The sequence below is a fragment of the Bacillus sp. OV322 genome, from assembly GCF_900112495.1.
In the GTDB taxonomy this organism is placed as follows: domain Bacteria; phylum Bacillota; class Bacilli; order Bacillales; family DSM-1321; genus Peribacillus.
The window spans coordinates 180,567-199,898 of sequence record NZ_FOMA01000001.1 but is presented as its reverse complement, the minus strand read 5'-3'; the positions used below and the strand labels follow the sequence as shown (position 1 = coordinate 199,898).

The window sequence follows — 19,332 nt, the reverse complement described above, 5'->3', positions numbered from 1 at the left end:
TCTCTACATAGTTTAGGTGCGGCAGGGAATATTAGAACAAAAATTCTGAATGCTCTTCACAAGTTTACAGACAGCGCTTTTCTTAGGGATGTTAAATATAGCCTTAAGTATTAGCCTTTTCAATTCTATTATTCACGCTTCCAGCTTTGCTGATTGCAGCGCAAGCTTGCCATTGCCTAAAATATCATCGAATAAATACTTAAAGCAGCAATGGCCCCAACGATGACCACGATGACATTGGTTCCATACCATGCAAGGATAAAGGCAGCTGCTGCACCTGTGAGGCCATATTTAAGGTCATGGCTGATCAATAATATGCCCGGAAAAATCAAGGCGCCAAGAGTGGCAAAAGGAATATTTTTCAATACTCCCTGAAGAAAGGGAGGAAGCTCTTTTCCTTTAAACAAGACAAAAGGCAAAAACCTTGGGATATATGTAACAGCCCCCATTGCAATGATCATGTAAATCATTTTACTATGCATCGGCTTCTTCCCCTTTGTTTCTCAACGTAACTAGCAGCTGGATGATAACGGATGAAAGAAGTGTTGCAAGGACAATCGACCAGCCTGCGCTTAAGCCGGAGAGTGTAAATACACTGTTAAAGGCAGCAGCAGTCACAGCCAGGAATACAGTCTTTTTGGATCCCTTCATTGAAGGTGTAAGCAGACCTATAAACATTGCATATAAAGCCACTGACATACTTTCCTGCAGCATATCAGGCAGGTTTGCGCCAAATACATGCCCAAGTCCGGAAAACAGCACCCAGCTAACATACGCAGTCATATTCAGTCCGAACATAAACCCTGCTGTAACCTTGCCATGCATCATGGCTGCAACAGAGAAGGTTTCATCTGTTAAGCCAAAAGCATAAATTGCCCTTTTTACAATGCCATCTTCGCTGCTGCTTTTCTCATTTATGGATGCTGCCAGCAAAAAATGCCGAATATTCACTATGAAGGTAGTCAGTATAATTTCTATTGCACCTGTGCCAATTGCCAGCAGGTTTAACGCAATATACTGAGAAGCACCGGCAAACACGATTAAGCTCATTAAAATTGTTTCTTCCATGGAAAGCCCTGTGGTTTTAGCCAGCAGTCCATATGTCAGGGCTATTGGGGCGTATCCTATTGCAATGCCTGCCCCTGCCTTCATACCCTGGCGGAAAGAAGAAGGCCCTCCCTGCAATAATGCTTCTCCCATCTTCCTCTCCCCTTTTATGATTAATTATTTTATACATTGGCATATCATTTCGGCTGCCTGACAGTATATTTATTTCAGTTCAGGGAAGAAAAATATTTTTTGAGTGCACCAGAAACCGTATGATAGTACTCCTTGCCATGCGGAACAAAGCTGCTTTTTATAGCATGTCCATCGACTTTAATTTCTTCACCCTGCTGATTAATGTAATATCCATTAACAGGTATTTCTTGTTCATTCTCTAAGAACATTTTATAAAAATCTGCTGAAGCCACTCTGAACATTCCTGACACTTCTTCTTTTTGAAAATGAAAGGAGATATCAAGGCCAGTAATATCATATAGGTAAACATGGCTTAATTCGTTATCATTAAAACCCTGCTTTTGGAGCTGATCCTTAATTATGCCTATTGAAACAAGATCTGAGAATGAAACAGGTATCCCGAGCTCTTCCCTGATCTCCCTGACTCCGTCCTGAACGCTTTCCTCAGATGTCAAATGGCCGGCAGCCGTGATATCAAGAAGATCGGGAAAATCCTTTTTTCCAGAACTCCTTTGTTGAAAATATATGTATTCTTTATCTCCTTTTTTGCTGATAAACCAGCAATGGAAGGTTTCGTGCCAATAACCGTTTTTATGAACATCGCTTCTTGAAGCTTTACCGATGTGCCGGCCTCTTTCATCAAAAATTTTCAGCTGTTCTGATTCCATTGTTTCACCCTCCCAATTACAAGAACATTTCGTCTTTTAACTATACCATTAAAAAAAGCTGTCAGCCTGATGAAAATCAGGATGACAGCTTTTTTCTTTCTTCATCAATCATATCATCAAGGCGTGATAGGCTTTTTTTTGCCCGTTCAAAATCAATTTTCCTGTAATGATGCTTGCCTCCTTCTTCTTCATCCTTTTCATCAGCCCATTTAACGATTTGCTGCAAAGGAGTCCGGACAATATCATTTGACGGCAGAAAGGAGTCGGTGTGAAACAAAATGGCAAGTGAAATCGTTTTGGCAGCAATCGGGTTTTCTCCAAGCCTGATCAGCAATTTATGTGCCCGTTCTGCTCCTTTAATTGGATGTATATCATTTTTTTTGTATAAATCATAATCCCATTTTCCGTTTCTGTACCAAGTAAAATGGCCTATATCATGCAGCAGCCCTGCTTTTGCAGCCAGATCAACATCGACATTCTGCTCCTTGGCTAAATGAAAGGCGTGATAAGAAACAGCTATGGCATGCGCCAGGCCGGACCGGTTTAAATATTTTTGAGCTATATGATGCTGAAAAATCTCTAGCAGTGTTACATCTCTCATTTTTGATTCTCTCCTTTTGGAGTTTTTCTTATTTTACAGGTATCATTCCAAAAAGAGCAAGTACCTCGTCAAGATAGAGAGGCAGGAAGAGCTTTATTCTAGACCAGCCCGCAAGTGTTAAGCTCTATTGACATGATAAGGCTGCTCCCCAAACGGCCTTAAAGCAGGAATCAGTCATACCGTATCAGGAACAGCCTCTTTTCACTTCCCTCTAAAAACGGGTTTTTTCTTTTCAAAGAATGATTGGATCCCTTCTTCTAAATCTTGAGATGAGGCAGTCTTCAAGAATCCTTCTTTCTCCAGTTCCAAACCAGCTTGCAGATCTGTCCCCATTCCTTTTTTCACTGCATATTTCGCCTGATTTATTGCGATGGGTGCATTTTCTAATATCAGTTCCGCTGTATACATGACCTCTTTATGCAGTTCATGATTTGATACTACCTTGGATAATATACCGAAATGGTAAGCTTCCAAAGAAGTGAAACGTTTTGCGGTTAAAATTAATTCCAATGCTTTTGCTTCTCCGATCAGTCTCGGCAGCCGCTGAGTCCCGCCAGCTCCAGGAATCAGGCCAAGCTTAGCCTGCGGAAGCCCCATGAGTGTCTGATCAGCTGATATCCGAAGGTCGCAGGCAAGGGCAAGCTCAAAGCCTGCTCCGAAGGCAAATCCGTTAATTGCCGCAATTGTGGGCTGAGGAAGCATTTCGATTTCATTAAAAATATCATTGAGCCTTCCAGTGAATCGAATCAGCCCTTCAGCCGAATGGATAGATGGGTCATTCAGATCTTCTCCTGCACAAAATGCCCTATTTCCCGTACCGGTAAAAATAGCCAGCTTCACTTGATCATTATTGGATATATCAGCTATAACTGCTTGCAATCTCTCTGCTGTTGCAGTATCAATCGTATTTAAGGCAGACTCCCGATTGAGAGTGACAATTGCTATCCCTGCCTGTACTTCATATAAAATAGAGGGCATCAAATTCACTTCCTTTTGTTTCAATAGTTCCTTACTCCCCTATTCCCGCTTATTCTTGAAGTTAAGCAGGAATTTTGCCTTAATTGCGTTCTGCCGGCTAAGACACCGCAACACGGATCCCATCAGCGAAGAGCTCCTTCCACATGCTGATGTTTAGCGGAGCCAATGGATACTTTTTTTGCCTTCCTCCTTATCAGGTCAAATATGCTACTGTTTTTCACAGCAAAAAAGCCGGATCAAGGAGAATCTCCTTTTTCCCGGCTTTTAATTATCTCTGCAATACTTCACTTTTCAATGATCTTCTTAGAATTTTTCCTGTCGTGTTTTTAGGCAGTTCTTCTAAAAACTCGATAGCGCCGGGAACTTTATACTTTGCGAGATGTTCCTTGCAGTAGTCCCTTAGCTCTTTTTCGGTAAGCGCTTTATTTTTAACGACTACAAAGCATTTGACAGCTTCTCCCTGTTCCGGGTCAGGTACCCCTATAGCTGCTGCCTCCACGACTTCAGGATGTTCATATAATACTTCCTCCACCTCACGCGGATAAACATTATACCCCCCCACAATAATCATTTCTTTCTTCCGGTCCACAATAAAGAAGTAGCCCTCTTCATCCATCCTTGCTAAATCCCCTGTATACAGCCACCCATCCTTCAGCGCTGCAGCTGTTTCTTCAGGAGCTTTATAATATCCCTTCATGACATTCGGGCCTCTCACAATCAATTCGCCAACCTGGCCGACCGGAACTTCCTCTCCCAGCTCATCCACGATTTTATTTTCTACATTAAGGATGCTGGTTCCGATTGATCCTGGTTTCCTCGGCCGGTCCAGCGGATTGAAGCATGTTACAGGGGAAGCTTCTGATAATCCGTAGCCCTCTGAAACAGTAACATTAAACTTCTGCTCGAAGGATTTTAAAAGTGCGACAGGCATGGAGGATCCTCCAGCAATGCAAAGCCTAAAGGAATTCAGGTCATTTGCGCTTCCTTCCGGATATTGCAATAGGAAATTGTACATAGTTGGCACACCGGCAAAAAGGGTTGCTTCATATTTTTTTGCAATCCTGAAGATCTCCCTTGGACTAAATTTAGGGACAATGAGCAAGGTGCCTCCGTTCATGAGCGGAGCGTTCAATACCACCGTTAAGCAAAACACATGAAACATTGGCAATGTGGTGATTACCCTGTCATTTTCTGATATTTTGAGATAATCCCCCGTATCTTTGGCATTTGAATAAAGATTGCGGTGAGTAAGCATGGCGCCTTTTGGCTTTCCTGTTGTACCGGATGTATATAAAATGACGGCTGTTTCATCCGGATCTGCAGCTTCTCGGCGATATTCATCATTTCCTGCTGAAATCATTTTTGAAAACGTTTTCAATTTAGGGTAAATAGTTAAGCTTGATAGATCGTTCTGTTCTGTTGACTGCTGGGTATCACAGATAATCATATGCTCCACCGAAGGCAATTGAGGACTCATCTTTTCAAGCAGCGGAACTAGAGCATCCAAAGAAATAACCGCCTTCACATCTCCATTGCTGATAATGTATCCGATTTCATCCGGCGTATAAATAGGATTAATTGGAATAACTGCTGCTCCAGCCCTCAAAGAACCGTACATGCCAATGATAAAATGCGGCGAGTTTCCAAGAAGCAGCGCTACATGGTCACCCTTTCCAATTCCCAGTTTGTTCAATCCATCTGCAAATTTGGTTACGGATGTATCCAGTTCTTCATAGGATGTTGCCTGATCCATAAAATAATAGGCTGTTTTGCTTCCTTTATCGAGTGCTGTTTGATGAAGTCTTTCTGATAAATTCATTCCCTTTTCCCTCCCCCATAGCAATGAATGAATAACCATTCATTTTTTAAATAAAAAAATAATTCAAATATATTATATTAAAAGAAAATAATCCTATCAACTATAAATCTCTTACTTCAAGCAATATTTCCCACAAGAATTCCAGATATACTTCGCCCCTGCTAATACAGCAAGGGCAAAAGTATTTTTAATAAATCAAATTAATCAGATCTTCTTTTGAAATATTGCCGAAATAATGGCTGACTTGTATATCATCCAACGCACTTTCAATTGCCGCCTTTTCATAGCGGATGCCCTTCAGCCTTTCTTCCAAATCCTGTACATCCCCGACGCCAAAGAAATCGCCATAAATTTTGCAATCCTCAATGATCCCTTTGTTGACTTCAAGCCGGACATCAATAGAGCCTGCCGGAAAGCGATGTGAATGCTGCAAATTGAACTTCGGGGATTTACCGTAATTCCATTCCCAGTTTTGATACCTGCTTTTTGAGAGCTCATGGATATTTTTCCAATCTTCTTCAGTAAGCACATATTCAGGGATTTCCTCGGCGTCTTCAAAAATGTATCGTAAAAGCAGAGACCGGAACTCTTCTATTGTAATGGGGTTTTCCATTAAATCGGCAATGTTGGTTACACGGCTTCTAATCGACTTAATTCCCTTGGATTCAATTTTATCCTTTTTCACCTTTAAAGCCGAAACAACATGGTTCATATCCGAGTTATACAGAAGAGTTCCATGGCTGAACATTCTTCCCTTGATAGAAAACTGTGCATTTCCGGAAATTTTTTTCCCTTCAGCCAGGATATCGTTTCTGCCGCTCAATTCTGCATGTATGCCGAGTTTTCCCAGTGCCTTTATTACAGGCTCAGTGAATTTCAGGAAATTATGAAAGCTTTCTCCATCATCCTTTGTAATGAAGCTAAAATTCAGGTTTTCGAGATCATGATAAACTGCTCCGCCCCCTGATAACCGGCGGACTACCTTAATCCCGTGCTTCTCTACATAGTCAGTATTGATTTCTTCAATGGTATTCTGGTTTTTCCCGATAATTATGGATGGCTCATTAATATAAAAAAGCAAATAAGTTTCATTAATATCGAGGTTTTTAAGAGCATATTCTTCAATTGCCAAATTAATTTGCGGATCTGTAATTCCCTTATTATCAATAAAAAGCATCCTTATCCTCCTGCACAATCAAAAGCGGGACATTAGTGTCCGCTCGGTCAATTTTGTAAATCAGGGCTACAGCTGATATTCCAGCCCGCTCCTTGCGATGGCGATTTCCCCGCCATATTTCTGGGCAGCCTCTTTCTTAAGCTGGCTCAGTTCCCCGAAATGGGGCAAGTGGGTAAGCAGCAGCAGCTGCACGTTTGCCTTTTCTGCCACAGTGCCAGCTTCGCGTGCCGTCATATGCCCTGCCTGTGTGCCATCCATATCTCCATAAAAATTGCTTTCGCATAGCAAAACGTTGGCACCCTTGGCAAATTCGCCAAGCTCCTCCATGTATGAACTGTCGCCTGTATAAACAATTGCTTGTCCGCCAGCTTCAATTCTCATTGCAAAACAGGGAACAGGATGCTTTGTTTCCATGAAGGTAAAAGTCAATGGCCCAATTGTCAATGGTACTCCAGCTGAATAGGAAACCCCTTTCGTGACGTCTTTAAACGTGAGTTTCTTAAATTCTGATGAATCTAAATCATGGCCATAAATGGGCAGCGTCTTTTTTTCGCTTCCCAAAATCTGCTGAATAAAAACAGCATGCTGCAGGACACCTATATCTGCAACATGATCTGGATGATAATGGGTCAGTACGACTGCATCCAGTTCCTCGGGTTTCAAGTGGTTTTGCAGCTGTGCGAGCACACCGCTTCCGCAGTCAAGCAAAATCCGGAAGTCCCCATATTCTAGCAAGTACCCTGAAGAAGCTTCATTTTTAGCAGGATAGCCTCCCCAATAGCCAATAACAGTAATTTTCAAGAACTTACCTCCCCTATATGCACGAATCATGATTTCTGCTACATTATAGCATCCTTTTCAACTTTTCACTTTTTTAGAGAATTAAACAGTAGAGATTCTGCCCAGAAATCTCCTCTTCATTCTTTCATGGGACATAGCGGGAGATTTTTTTCAGTTGTACTTCAAGCACAAAGCTTTTAAAATTGCATTCGATTATTTTAGCAGATAAAAAATTAAACCTGCCACTAAAACAAAAAAGCAGAGATTTAGTACTGATGTAAAAATCCAGTCTAAGAAATTCCCCTTACCCCGCTTCTTAAAGGCTGCCTTTCTTGCTTTTCTCCCCACTGCCTTCCCGCCTTTTCCTTTTTTTTCTAAATGATAGCATTATTTTACCATGTAAACACAAAAAGCAGTTAACAGAAAATGATTTGTCAGAGCTATACAAAACTGAACATGTGAAAAACATTGCAGACATATGCTCTCACAAAAACAAAAAACCATCCTTGGGAGGATGGTTCATTTGCAGGGTTTATCATGTATTGATTTTACTTGGCGCTTTTTAGTTTTTTCATAATTACTGACCCCAAGGCATCGATAAATGCAGGATTGTCATTAGGCATTTCCGGTCTGTAATAGGCTGCACCTACTTCTTCAGTTACAATTTTGCATTCATAGTCATTATCATAAAGGACCTCCAGATGCTCAGCGACAAAACCCACCGGCATGTAGATGAATGCCTTGTATCCATTTTCATGGAAAAGATCTCTTGTCAGATCCTGCACATCCGGTCCAAGCCAAGGCTCAGGTGTCTGTCCGGCACTTTGCCATCCGATGCTATAGTTGTTTATTCCAGCAGCTTTTGTAATCAGTTCAGCCGACTCTTTAAGCTGATCAGGATACGGATCGCCAAGCTGGACAATTTTTTCTGGAAGGCTATGCGCAGAAACGATGAGCATATAATGATCCCGCTCTTCAGGGGACATCTTTTCCAGAGTATTTTTCAGCTGATTTGACCAATACTGAATGAACTTGGGCTCATCATACCAGCTTTCTACAGATATAATGCTTGGACCGCCAATTTTGCTGCTTTCCTCCATTGCCCGTCCATTGTAGGATTTAACACTAAATGTAGAGAAATGAGGGGCAAGCACAATACTGATGCATTCATTAATCCCGTCTTCATGCATTTTTTGCACCGCATCTTCTATAAATGGCTCAATGTGCTTTAAACCCAAATATGAAATGAACTCAATTTCATCTTGGATACTATTTAAATGCTCCTGCAGAGCAAGAGCTTGTGCTTCTGTTATTTTCGCAAGAGGTGACAGGCCGCCGATGGCTTTATATCTGCTCCTAAGATCTTCGATAAGCTCTTCAGAAGGTCTTCTGCCACGGCGGATATGAGTATAATATCTCTCAATATCTTCTTCTTTGTAGGGAGTGCCATAAGCCATTACCAGCAGCCCCATTTTCTTTCGTGTCATATGTCTCACACCTTATCTATAATTTTTGCCTTTTCCCTAAAGGGGCCCCAAACGCGAGGGCTTTACCGTCCCCTTCACATGTTAATCTCAGGAATGTTTTGCTGAATATTCATGGATGAGGCTGGTCAGTTTTTTTAAGATTTCCGGATTTACCTCAGGGAATACACCGTGTCCGAGATTAAAGATATATCCTGGCTGCTCCATCCCCTGATCGAGAATTTTTTTTGTTCTTTCCTCAATTACATCCCATGAAGATAGAAGAATCGATGGATCAAGGTTCCCCTGAACCGCTTTATGTATCCCCATGCTTCTGGCCTCTGAAATTGGCATCCTCCAGTCAAGCCCTACAACATCAAGCGGGAGATCATTCCACTCCAGGGCCAGATGGCTTGCACCTACTCCAAACATAATGAGCGGCACATTCTCTTCTTTTAATGAAGAAAAGATCCTGTTCATCACCGGCTTGATAAACATCCGGTAATCTTCCACATTCAATGCCCCTACCCATGAATCAAAAATTTGAATCGCTTTGGCGCCCGCTTTAATCTGTGCTTTCACATAAACGATAATCGTATCAGCCAGCTTGTCCATTAATGCGAACCAGGCTTTTGGTTCCGTATACATCAATGCCTTGGTTTTATTGTAATTTCTGGAGGGGCCGCCTTCGACCATATAAGAAGCAATTGTAAAAGGAGCACCGGAAAATCCTATTAAAGGAACCGATAATTGCTCTGTGGTAAGCAATTTGATTGTATCCAGAATATAAGGGATATCATCTTCAGGAGACAGCTCCCCGAGTCTTTCTACATCGCTGAGCGAGCGGATCGGGTTAGAGATAACCGGCCCTATTCCTGATTTAATATCCACATCCACGCCTATTGCAGGAAGCGGAGTCATGATATCCTTATATAAAATGGCCGCATCCACCCCATATTGTTCGACAGGGAGCCTTGTTACATAGGCACTAAGCTCAGGCTGGTGCGTAATTTCAAACAGCGAATATTTTTCCTTGATTTTCCGGTATTCCGGCTGAGACCTTCCAGCCTGGCGCATATACCAGACTGGCACATGGTCCGTTTTTTCTCCTCTTGCTGCTCTTAAAAGTGTATCGTTAAATTCTTTTAGCATTCATATCCACCTTTCAGCCTAAAAACAACCTTATATATACTTCTTTCCCTAGAATAGCAGACAAAGGGCTATTTTCAAATGTTATCCATTCCAAAATAACGTTTCTTAGGAGCTATTCCGCAATTTACTCTGAATTGCCATCTATTATTGTAAATGCTTATGTACCCACATAAATATATCCTTTTTGATTTTTGAAGTATAGATTTTACTCTCAATTGTCAAAAAAATGACGATTTTCGGCCAATAGTTTACTTTTCTGGGATTTGTGGTAACAATACATTTATACCTATACTGTAAAATGGGGTGGAAGATTTGAATGTTTATATGACAACGGGTACATACGACTTTCTAAAAAGCAAAAAAGACAAATATCAAGAGGAAGAAATCATCCTCATGCAAAATGCGGAAAACACTCTTTTGTATCATGAAACAAATGGAAAGAGCGTCTTCAGCTCACCAAGGAAGTTTGAGGTCATTGAATCAAAGGGCACTATAGGAGGCAAAGGATATGCGGTCATGAATAATATTCCTGTGTCTGGCGAAGGGCGGCCTGTATTTGAGTATAAGTTTAAAAATCGGGCAGGGAAGATTGAAAATGAACGCGGATTTCAGGCCATCCGGATTTTGCGCCCTATCCAATCAGATACATATGTCATCCTGACGGTATGGGACGACGCCATGTCTTTCAATAATTGGAAGAACTCGAACTCATTCTCTGAGGCTCATCAAAAAGAACAGCCTGGTCAAAAGACAGATGCATCACAAACTATTTTCACCGGCCCTTCTTATGTCACGCAATATACGATTACATCAGATACGGAATAATTGTTTTCAGGGTTTAACCCTGTACTGTTCTTATGCTTAGAGGTTCTAGTGAAGTATTTTATGCATAAGTTAGGATATGTATAGTCACTGTGCTATACTTAGTTAAACCTTTTAACTAAATCATCGTTACTTTACTTGTACCAGTTACCCGCTCTTACACAGAGCGGGTTTTTTTACATGCAGCAATTCCTTACATAATCAAAAAAAACAGGCCCCTTAAAAGGACCTGTTTTTTGGCTACAAATTATTATGCTTTTTGAACGTTTGCAGCTTGAGCTCCACGAGCACCTTGCTCAACGTCAAAAGTAACTTTTTGACCTTCGTCTAATGATTTGAAACCTTCACTTTGGATAGCAGAGAAATGTACGAATACGTCGTCTCCACCTTCACGTTCGATAAAGCCAAAACCTTTTTCTGCATTAAACCACTTAACTGTACCTTGTTCCATAATTGTTGCCTCCTAGTGCGATAAACACACAATGTTTTACTATCCTTGCCCAAAGTGATCATCAAGACGAAAAGTCAAATACTTATACTATCCTTTACACCGAACAAAAATAATTCTACTTTATTGTATCAGTTACTGAACGTGAAAGCAAATGAAAAAATCAATTCGGGGAATTTTTATTAAAAATTGTTCTAAGTTCTATACTTACTTAATCTTAAAAAAATTCACCCCGAACATATATGGCCGTTTGGCCTATTATGTTTATTACCGTTCCTGCTGCTTGACGAGGCCATTTTTGTTTGCATAAACAGCTGCTTGTGTCCAGTCCCCGACTTGCAGTTTTCCAAGTATGCTGCTGACATGCGTTTTGATCCCGATGAATAACTCCTCTGAAATTTCCTGATTGGTCATTCCTTCTCCAATACAAAGCAAAACATCCCTTTCTCTTTCAGTCAGCGCATCATGGAGTTTCGCTTCTATTACGAAGGCGCTTTACCATTACATCAGTCACCCTGGGCTCTATTACGGCTTCTCCTTTCGCCGCTTTTCTTATCGCACTTGCCACATCAAAAGCCGGCGAAGTCTTCAGCAAATAACTGAATGCTCCTGCTTCTAAAGCAGGGAAAACCTCTTTTTCATCAAAATAACTTGTAAGAATCACGATTCTGCAAGCTGACCCCGTTTCCATTATTTCCTTTGTTGCTTCAATCACGGTTCCATTTTCCATTAACAGATCCATCAAAATGACATCCGGTTTATGCTTCGCAGCGAGGTTAATAGCATCTCTTCCGCTGCTTCCTTCTCCAACTATTTCAATATCCGGTTCGGTTTCCAGGAAAGATATTATTCCCTTTCTCACTAATTCATGATCATCGATTACTGCAATTCTTATTTTTGTCATATCATTCCCTCCTCGACTGCGGCACTTTAATATCTATGTAAGTTCCTTCCCGGTCCTTTGACCGAATTTGAAAGACCCCGCCAATTTCCTTACACCGTTCTTCCATCGACTTAATTCCATAAGAGATCATTTTCACATCTTGCGGATCAAATCCCTTTCCGTTATCACTAATATATGGTAATCACCTATCATTTTGTACATTTTCACAGGCTCAAGAGCCCAGTTAGAATGGCTATATTCAAAGCTTCCTATCGAAAACCCTCTTGTTTTAGGAATTCGCTTTACCTTTTCGAGTCCGTTACCACTCTTTTTAGAGCGGTCATTTTTAATCTCCACGGAAATTTTTTTATTCAGAAAAGCATACGTAAAGCAGCAAAAATAATGATTGCTGGCCATAGTTCCCCTGCATCATATAAATGAAAAGAGCAGAAGCCCAGCCGGTCCCCGACAAGCAAGCATGATAAAAGCAGCAAAAAAAATCCAGCGAAGATGGCCGACCCAAATGGCACCTTCAAGCTTTTCAGAAAAATAAGTATTCCAATGATCAGCAAAAGATAGGGATAATTTGCGACAATAATCTGCTTTATTTCCCAAGAAATGACCCCGATATTTTTTAGCAGCAGAACCGTTCCCGCTGCGAACAGTACCAGTGCAGTCAAAATATGTGTAAGCGAGTTTTTTTTCATAAATGGTTTCAGACCCTTTCTCTTCCCCTTAATTCGTCATAATCCCCAAATTTTCCTTTTTTGCCGATAACACTCCCGCCGTTTGAATGTATCACGGCTTTTCATTAGTTAATACTTGCTTAAGCTTTGCTTTATTGCTTCTCCGCCTTAAGGCTGAATGTTTCACTCTAAAAAAAGTACTTTGTTAATGTTCTTTGCTGATTGAGGTTGTGACCAGTGACGGTTCTCAGGCACATAATGAGCTCTTGAAGCTGAACCAATAGGCAAAATTAACAGATAAAGAAATGAAGGGTTACTTTTATGATGAAATATATCTCTCCCTACCTTTCACCAAAGACAATGCCCATCATAATGTGTAGAAAAGCAAATACATTTCTGCCATTCGGAAGGAGGAAAGATTATGGGAGTGGAACTGACGGCTCTCCATTGGTCTTATGTAATATTTATCGTGCTGATTATCGGTTTTATGATAAAAAGAAGAGATACAACAATCGTGTGCATTCTTGGGATTTTCACTATTGCACTAATTGCAACAGGCAGCCTTTTTGGATCAGTAAGCGGGGTTTTCAACAGCTTTGTCTATGCAATTACAGAATTAATGTCAACCATATTGATTATTTCAATTATTGTGGCCATGAGCAGAGTTCTCACAATAACCGGAATAAATGATGTTATGATCTCGCCCTTTGTCCGGTTCATAAAATCACCTGCTCTTGCTTACTGGACAATCGGAATATTAATGATGGTCATTTCATGGTTCTTCTGGCCGTCTCCTGCCGTAGCACTTCTCGGTGCCGTTTTGCTGCCCGTCGCAATTAAATCTGGCCTGCCTGCTCTTGGGGCTGCCATGGCGATGAATCTTTTTGGCCATGGGATAGCACTTTCAGGAGACTTTATTATTCAGGCAGCCCCAAAGCTCACAGCAGATGCAGCAGGACTCCCGATTGGCGAGGTCATACATGCCAGTATTCCGCTCGTTATTATAATGGGTGCCGTCACTACGTTCACAGCTTTTTTCTTTTTGAAGAGAGATATGAAACGGGGTAAATTTGCACAAGCAGAATCATTTGTACAGATTAAACAGCCAAACACAACTTATGAAGACCTGCTTTCTCCCGGAGTAAAAAAGGCATTTGCAGTTTTCATCCCCTTGGCCTTCATACTCGATGTGGCTGCCATGTCAGTGCTTCACCTTCAAGGGGGGGATGCCACAGCACTTATCGGCGGCACCTCAGTCTTTATACTATTAATCCTCTCACTCGCAGCACACAGAAATCATGGTTTAGAAAAGACAACGAGCTACCTGATAGAAGGTTTTCAGTTTGGCTTTAAAGTATTTGGGCCGGTCATTCCGATTGCTGCTTTCTTTTATCTGGGAGATGCAGGATTTACAAAAATCCTTGGCAGCACACTGCCCCATTCTTCTCAGGGAATCGTGAACGATCTTGGAGCTGCTCTTGCATCTGCCGTACCATTGTCAAAGGAAGCTGCCGCTGTTACCCTAACCTCAATAGGCGCCATCACTGGTTTGGATGGTTCCGGTTTTTCTGGCATTTCACTGGCAGGCTCGGTTGCCCATCTTTTTTCCGCAGCAATTGGAGGCGGTGCAGCAACACTTACTGCGCTTGGTCAAATTTCCGCCATTTGGGTAGGAGGCGGAACACTCATTCCATGGGCACTCATCCCGGCAGCTGCAATCTGCAATGTTGATCCCTTTGAACTGGCCAGACGGAATCTGGTGCCAGTGGTTATCGGATTGGCAGTTACAACCATTGCAGCTATGTTTTTAATGTAATAGTCTGTACAGTGCCAAAACACATCCTGTTTTGGCATTTTTAATGGTATTTGATTCTATTAGGAAGTACAGGCAGAATGTAAGCTATTATCTTAGTATATGGTATAATATTAAATATTCTAAATATTTAAATTCGGAGGATCAAATGACGATAAATATCTTACATAAGCGGCTTGAGCAGTCCTTTCAGGAAATGGTTGAAATCAGAAGATATCTCCATCAGCACCCCGAACTGAGTTTTAAGGAAACCAAAACAGCAGCCTTTATTGCCGAATATTATCATAAACTGGGTGTGGACGTCCGCACTAAAGTCGGAGGAAATGGGGTTGTTGCAAAATTTCAAGGAGCCAAACCTGGAAAAACCGTTGCATTACGGGCAGATTTTGATGCCCTTCCGATTCAGGATGAAAAAGAAGTGGCATATAAGTCAACAGTTCCTGGTGTCATGCATGCCTGCGGACATGATGGACATACAGCATCATTGCTGGTTCTCGCGAGAATCATACATGAATTGAAGGATGATCTCGAAGGAAATTACGTTTTCATTCATCAGCATGCCGAAGAGTACTCTCCAGGCGGGGCTAAACCTATGATTGAAGATGGGTGCCTCGATGGTGTGGATGTTATTTTCGGGACACACCTATGGGCTACGGCACCAACTGGCACCATTCAGTATTGCAACGGACCCATTATGGCAGCCGCTGACCGGTTTGAAATTGTGATACAGGGAGAAGGCGGACACGGTGCACAGCCCCATAAGACAAAGGACAGCATTATCATTGCCTCCCAGCTGGTCATCGCTCTTCAGCAGATTGTCAGCCGACGGGTCAGCCCGATTGATTCAGCAGTACTTACAGTAGGATCGTTTGTTGCAGAAAATGCCTTCAATGTGATTGCAGATAAAGCAAAATTGATCGGGACGGTCAGAACGTTCAAAGAAGACGTACGAAGTTTTATTGAGACGGAAATGGAGAGAATCATTAAAGGAACATGTATGGCAGCAGATGCAGAATATGAGTACAAGTATGAAAGGGGCTACCCTGCAGTAGTTCCCCATGATGAGGAAACAAGGTTTTTGCTTCAATGCGCCAAGCAGGTTTCAGAGGTGGAGCATACGGAAGAAATCGATCCGGATATGGGCGGAGAAGATTTTGCATATTACCTTCAAAAAGTAAAAGGGACATTCTTTTTTACCGGGGCAAAGCCTGATGCTGATATAACATACGGACATCATCATCCCAAGTTTGACATTGATGAAAAAGCCATGCTGATAGCAGCAAAAACGTTAGGCACTGCCGCTGTCAGCATTCATTCCGGGGAATAGAAATTAAGGGAAGGGCTTATGCCCCTTCCCTATTCTTTTGAGAGCATCCTTAACCTAAAACAGTTCATGGCTGTCTCCCCCAGTTCGGCAATCAGGACCCGGTTTGCATAGGCACCGACTGCTGCACCTATTCCAGGCACCAGCTGAAACGTTTTAATGATATCAATATAGTCCCTGTATTCCTGCTGGAGGACCCGCCAGTCAGGCTCTTTCGGCGGATTTTTTTCTTTCCAGTCCAAAATGATATCAAGGATCTCCTTTTTCACTTCGCCGCTGGAGAAGGCTAGATGAAAAACATATAAAATGAATGCTCTTTCCTCATATCGATTGGCATTAAATCCGTATAGGGCAGCAATTTCAAATAAAAGTTTCATTTTAATGACAATCAGCAGCGGAAAGTCAGCCAGGCCAAGGAAAATCCCTCCTGCACCAGTGCCCGCTCCTTCCAGCATTCCGGTTTTCTGAGCCAGCTGGATAGCTTTTTTTACTTTCTCTTCTCTTTCAGAAAAAGCCATTTCAGCTTCTTCTTTCTTATTTTTCGCAAGATAATGGGTTCCTTTGAGCACGCCTTCGATCAAATTCTTAAATGTTTCCGTAATGGCTCCGTGTGCTTTTTCCGGTATGAAACCATTTAATTTAATTTGAGCTTGCTTGGACATCCGGTTCATCATCCCAGATTTTCGGATAATTTTATTCCTCCATGCTTCAGCCTCTTCTAAAGCTTTGTTTTCGTAACTGCCCATCCGTGCTCTCCCCTTTTTTAAAATGAATGTTTTCGTAAACTTTGTTGCTATGAAACAAGGTGGTTGATTTCCGCTCCAGGATGCTCGCTCCAATCAACCTGACTTGACAATGGGAAGCCTCACATAACAAATTAAATAAACAACATTCTTTAAGAAAGGAGCCTTAACAAAAGTCACTTGCTTCCCTGATTCTGCAGACCGTGCAGGAAACCTGCAACCCTCCGAGCTCAGGTACCTGGAGTGATTCTTTAGAATATAAAAGGATCTGACATTCTTTTATATGCCAGATCCCTATAAACAAATTTAAAATTTCCTGATTTTCTTCACCGCATACGCCCTGAATATGCTAATAAATACGAACCCTGCCGCAAAGGAAACTAAAGAAGAAACCACGGCACCTGACAAGATCTTCACAAGAAAGAAAATTAAATTTTCGAAGATGAGAAAATACATAGCCATTTTAATCACGGCCGTTTCACGCATCTTTGCAGGCAGCGGGTACAGAGACACCCAAATTTTCATTTCATGCTGTTTCCAGGCTGGAAGCAGCTGGATCCCAGTCATATAGAGGAAAATGACTATTACCAGTATATTTGCCCAAACGCTTATAAATGCAAGCAGCACTACAGAGCCAATCACCGTTAACCTGAGCAGAAGCCCAATGTAATCATTCGCACGCAAAAAAGTGCGGGCGTACAGGTAGGAATAAGCTGAATTCTGATTATAAGGAATAAATTTCAGAAGCCAGTCCAGCCATTTTCTTCGGGCGGTTTTGCCCCGGAGCTTAGGGACATCTGTAAACAAATTGGCAATCCTGTAGAAAGACATCATTCTCTTATCTTCAAGTTCAATAAGCTTTTCCCATTTTAACGGTTTTCTAATAGTTGCACTTCGATAATAGAGCATCAATGCAATCAGCAAAATGAAAGCAATCAATGGAAACAGGATGCCAGCACCGCTGAAAACCAGATAAAGTACAGCTGCATTTAATATATATCTGATGGCTGCATCTGTAAGTATTGTACTTTTTTCCTGAAATTTTAAGACATGCCATGTAATCATTAAATTGACATATTTCAAGACAATCAAAAAAACAAAGATAATGGCAAAATCTTTGAGTGATGCACCGCTGACTTTTGAATACATTGGCATCAAAACCGCAAAGAGAACCAACAGAATAAAGGACTGCATAAAAAGACTCAGGGTAATGGAACGGGAAAAATAACTTTTTAGTTTGGTTTCAAGCGGAAGCAGAAAAATCATATCTGCTTCTTTCAAAAATGTAAAAATGGGGCTCGTTGCAGCAGCAAAACCGATAATCAGGCACATGATCAGTGCAGCGGGAAAATCGCTCCCCAGATCTTTAACCCACTCGCTGTAATAATAGCCAAGACCTCCTGCCGCAATCAGCAAAACAAACAGAAGATGGCCGTTGAAAATATATTTTAAATACTTTTGCATTTCAATTATGAAAGCAGTGAACCTGCCCTGCCACAAATCCGGGTTATTCATGATTGGTTTCTTCTTTCGTCAAAGCAATATAAATATCATCAAGCGTAGCTCCAGGCATCGAAAATTGCGAACGAAGGTCCTCAAGGTCTCCTTTGGCGCGGATTTCGCCATTATGTAAAATAATAAAAGAATCACAATACCTTTCTGCAGTTGCAAGGATATGCGTCGACATAAGAATGCCTGCTCCTTCTTTTTTCATTTTATCCATGAGGTCCAGCAATGATTGTATACCGAGCGGATCCAGTCCTACAAAAGGTTCGTCAACAATATAAAGGGACGGCTGAACCAGAAAGGCACACATGATCATGACTTTTTGTTTCATTCCCTTGGAAAAGTGGGCAGGAAACCAGGAAAGTCTTTTTTCCATTCTGAATTCCTTAAGCAGGCGGCCCAGCCTTTCTTGATATTCCTTCTCTTCCAATCCATAGGCCATCGCCGTCAGTTTCAAATGCTCTTCAAGAGTAAGTTCATCATATAAAATAGGCGTTTCCGGCACATAAGTGAACTGCTTGCGATAGCCATCAGGATCTTCTTGAAATGTTTTCCCATTAATGGAGATACTGCCGCTCTTAGGCTCCATTAAGCCTATAATATGTTTGATCGAGGTACTTTTACCTGCTCCATTTAATCCAATCAGACCTACCAGCTGGTTTGGCTGGACATCAAAGCTGACTCCCTTCAGGACTGGAGTCCGGGTATAGCCGCCAACAAGTTCATGTATCTCTAATAAGGACATTGAACCATCCTCTCTCTGTATGATGTCTTCATTTTATCAAAAATCTGTTCCATTACAATGTTTAGACTTTTTTTATTCCGTTATTTACCAATTATAATTTTCTTCTAAGAGGGCCATGATATATAGTGAAGAGGGGCAGTCATTACAAGGTGATTTACATCAAATTGTAAATGGGGTGTCAGTTAAAGACATTTTACTGTTCTAACTGTTTATTCCAATTTAGCTTCAAAAAAACGTTTTCGAGCAAGGAGATGGTTGTCTTGCACGTAAAGGCTGAAAAAACGTTCATTACACTCCGTCCATTATGCTTTAAAAGTTGATGAAACTTTGGAGATATAGGAGATGGTTGCTTTGAATGCATACTCTTTAACATATAATACCTGATTTCAGTAAATGAGGTGTTTATCAAAGAGAATTCTACCTGAAACGAAAAGAAGCAAAAGCCCCTTTTCAAACGGCAGGGTGCAGCTTAGGCTGCATCCTGT

Annotated in this window: 20 protein-coding genes and 1 pseudogene; 3 read left to right on the top strand and 18 right to left on the bottom strand. The window is 41.5% G+C overall.

The features are described from left to right. Positions 1-176: 176 nt before the first annotated feature. The 10 genes from BM126_RS00980 to hemE all read right to left on the bottom strand — a co-directional run bounded on the left by BM126_RS00980 (position 177) and on the right by hemE (position 9,877). The gene (locus BM126_RS00980) at positions 177-482 is read right to left on the bottom strand and encodes an AzlD domain-containing protein (protein WP_090987360.1); all 306 of its coding nucleotides are present in this window, start codon (positions 480-482) and stop codon (positions 177-179) included. After that, positions 475-1,200: an AzlC family ABC transporter permease gene (locus BM126_RS00975; RefSeq protein WP_090987358.1), complete on the bottom strand. Its 726-nt coding sequence runs from the start codon at positions 1,198-1,200 to the stop codon at positions 475-477. The genes BM126_RS00980 and BM126_RS00975 overlap by 8 nt, the downstream gene beginning before the upstream one ends. Positions 1,201-1,274: 74 nt before the next feature. Next, on the bottom strand, positions 1,275-1,907 hold the full coding sequence (locus BM126_RS00970; protein ID WP_090987356.1) for an NUDIX hydrolase: 633 nt from the start codon (positions 1,905-1,907) through the stop codon (positions 1,275-1,277). Between the two features lie 76 nt (positions 1,908-1,983). Beyond that, positions 1,984-2,508 (bottom strand): HD domain-containing protein, encoded by a 525-nt coding sequence (locus BM126_RS00965; protein ID WP_090987354.1) that lies wholly within the window; start codon positions 2,506-2,508, stop codon positions 1,984-1,986. 201 nt (positions 2,509-2,709) lie between these two features. Continuing rightward, positions 2,710-3,510 (bottom strand): enoyl-CoA hydratase-related protein, encoded by an 801-nt coding sequence (locus BM126_RS00960; protein WP_256212936.1) that lies wholly within the window; start codon positions 3,508-3,510, stop codon positions 2,710-2,712. A gap of 244 nt (positions 3,511-3,754) precedes the next feature. Then, entirely contained in the window at positions 3,755-5,305 is a 1,551-nt protein-coding gene (locus tag BM126_RS00955) for a fatty acid--CoA ligase family protein (RefSeq protein ID WP_090987352.1), read from the bottom strand. A gap of 187 nt (positions 5,306-5,492) precedes the next feature. Further along, on the bottom strand, positions 5,493-6,482 hold the full coding sequence (locus BM126_RS00950; RefSeq protein ID WP_090987350.1) for a lipoate--protein ligase: 990 nt from the start codon (positions 6,480-6,482) through the stop codon (positions 5,493-5,495). Positions 6,483-6,548: 66 nt separating this feature from the next. After that, the gene (locus BM126_RS00945) at positions 6,549-7,283 is read right to left on the bottom strand and encodes an MBL fold metallo-hydrolase (protein WP_090987348.1); all 735 of its coding nucleotides are present in this window, start codon (positions 7,281-7,283) and stop codon (positions 6,549-6,551) included. A gap of 527 nt (positions 7,284-7,810) precedes the next feature. After that, complete coding sequence (gene hemH / locus BM126_RS00940) at positions 7,811-8,749, bottom strand: ferrochelatase (RefSeq protein WP_090987346.1); 939 nt, start codon at positions 8,747-8,749, stop codon at positions 7,811-7,813. 87 nt (positions 8,750-8,836) lie between these two features. Continuing rightward, positions 8,837-9,877: a uroporphyrinogen decarboxylase gene (gene hemE / locus BM126_RS00935; RefSeq protein ID WP_090987344.1), complete on the bottom strand. Its 1,041-nt coding sequence runs from the start codon at positions 9,875-9,877 to the stop codon at positions 8,837-8,839. Between the two features lie 312 nt (positions 9,878-10,189). Between hemE and BM126_RS00930 the strand changes: the two genes are divergently transcribed. Then, entirely contained in the window at positions 10,190-10,702 is a 513-nt protein-coding gene (locus BM126_RS00930; protein WP_090987342.1) for an antibiotic biosynthesis monooxygenase family protein, read from the top strand. 247 nt (positions 10,703-10,949) lie between these two features. Here the strand turns inward: BM126_RS00930 and cspC are convergent, their stop codons facing one another. From cspC to BM126_RS00910, 5 genes and pseudogenes are all read right to left on the bottom strand, one after another. Then, a complete protein-coding gene (gene cspC / locus BM126_RS00925) occupies positions 10,950-11,150 on the bottom strand; it encodes a cold shock protein CspC (protein WP_044394619.1) in 201 nt (66 codons plus the stop codon). A 264-nt stretch (positions 11,151-11,414) separates the two neighbouring features. After that, a pseudogene (locus BM126_RS00920) lies at positions 11,415-12,051 on the bottom strand (response regulator). A gap of 1 nt (position 12,052) precedes the next feature. Continuing rightward, positions 12,053-12,187, bottom strand: a complete 135-nt coding sequence (locus BM126_RS22670) for a hypothetical protein (protein ID WP_371261389.1) — start codon at positions 12,185-12,187, stop codon at positions 12,053-12,055. Further along, positions 12,184-12,387, bottom strand: coding sequence for a hypothetical protein (locus BM126_RS00915; RefSeq protein ID WP_141770014.1), 204 nt, complete (start codon positions 12,385-12,387; stop codon positions 12,184-12,186). The genes BM126_RS22670 and BM126_RS00915 overlap by 4 nt, the downstream gene beginning before the upstream one ends. Before the next feature lie 14 nt (positions 12,388-12,401). Next, entirely contained in the window at positions 12,402-12,737 is a 336-nt protein-coding gene (locus tag BM126_RS00910) for a LiaI-LiaF-like domain-containing protein (RefSeq protein WP_090987338.1), read from the bottom strand. Between the two features lie 400 nt (positions 12,738-13,137). Here BM126_RS00910 and BM126_RS00905 point away from each other — a divergent pair, with 400 nt between their 5' ends. Both BM126_RS00905 and BM126_RS00900 read left to right on the top strand, forming a co-directional pair. After that, a complete protein-coding gene (locus BM126_RS00905) occupies positions 13,138-14,532 on the top strand; it encodes a hypothetical protein (RefSeq protein ID WP_090987336.1) in 1,395 nt (464 codons plus the stop codon). 145 nt (positions 14,533-14,677) lie between these two features. Next, positions 14,678-15,856, top strand: coding sequence for a M20 family metallopeptidase (locus tag BM126_RS00900; protein ID WP_177201264.1), 1,179 nt, complete (start codon positions 14,678-14,680; stop codon positions 15,854-15,856). 29 nt (positions 15,857-15,885) lie between these two features. Here BM126_RS00900 and BM126_RS00895 read toward each other — a convergent pair whose 3' ends face one another. From BM126_RS00895 to BM126_RS00885, 3 genes are all read right to left on the bottom strand, one after another. Further along, positions 15,886-16,599, bottom strand: a complete 714-nt coding sequence (locus BM126_RS00895; protein WP_090987334.1) for an EcsC family protein — start codon at positions 16,597-16,599, stop codon at positions 15,886-15,888. Between the two features lie 303 nt (positions 16,600-16,902). Then, positions 16,903-18,111: an ABC transporter permease gene (locus tag BM126_RS00890; RefSeq protein ID WP_090987332.1), complete on the bottom strand. Its 1,209-nt coding sequence runs from the start codon at positions 18,109-18,111 to the stop codon at positions 16,903-16,905. Then, a complete protein-coding gene (locus BM126_RS00885; protein WP_090987330.1) occupies positions 18,104-18,847 on the bottom strand; it encodes an ABC transporter ATP-binding protein in 744 nt (247 codons plus the stop codon). The genes BM126_RS00890 and BM126_RS00885 overlap by 8 nt, the downstream gene beginning before the upstream one ends. Positions 18,848-19,332 lie beyond the last annotated feature (485 nt).